The organism is Bacillus sp. OTU530 (assembly GCF_038440375.1).
Genome location: NZ_JASATP010000155.1, coordinates 1 through 439, shown reverse-complemented (window position 1 = coordinate 439; position 439 = coordinate 1). Strand labels below are relative to the sequence as shown.

At 39.2% G+C, this 439-nt stretch carries 1 protein-coding gene; it reads right to left on the bottom strand.

The window, feature by feature from the left end:
- Nucleotides 1–439, bottom strand: a 439-nt coding sequence (locus tag AAHB12_RS31365; RefSeq protein ID WP_342048955.1) for an aldo/keto reductase, incomplete at both ends; no start/stop codon positions are given.

Here is a 439-nt window from a genome sequence, read left to right as displayed (position 1 = left end):
GTATGAGGAGCTGCCTCAGACATGCCAAGGTAGCGTACTTTTCCCTCTTGAACTAATTCAGACATCGCACCAATTGTTTCTTCAATTGGAATATCAGGATCTACTCTATGCTGATAATAAAGATCAATATAATCTACACCTAAGCGAGATAAACTTGCATCACAAGCTTGTTTTACATAGTCTGGATGACCATTAACTCCTAAAAATGATCCATCTTCCCCTCTTACATTTCCAAACTTTGTTGCAACAATAACTTGATCACGTCGATCTTTAATAGCTTGACCAACTAATTTTTCATTTTGGCCAACGCCGTACATATCCGCTGTATCAAGGAAATTGATGCCCAGTTCGATGGCACGATGAATGGTTTTTACTGATAGATCATCATTTCGTCCGCTGTAAAAATCAGACATGCCCATACAGCCTAAACCAAGAGATG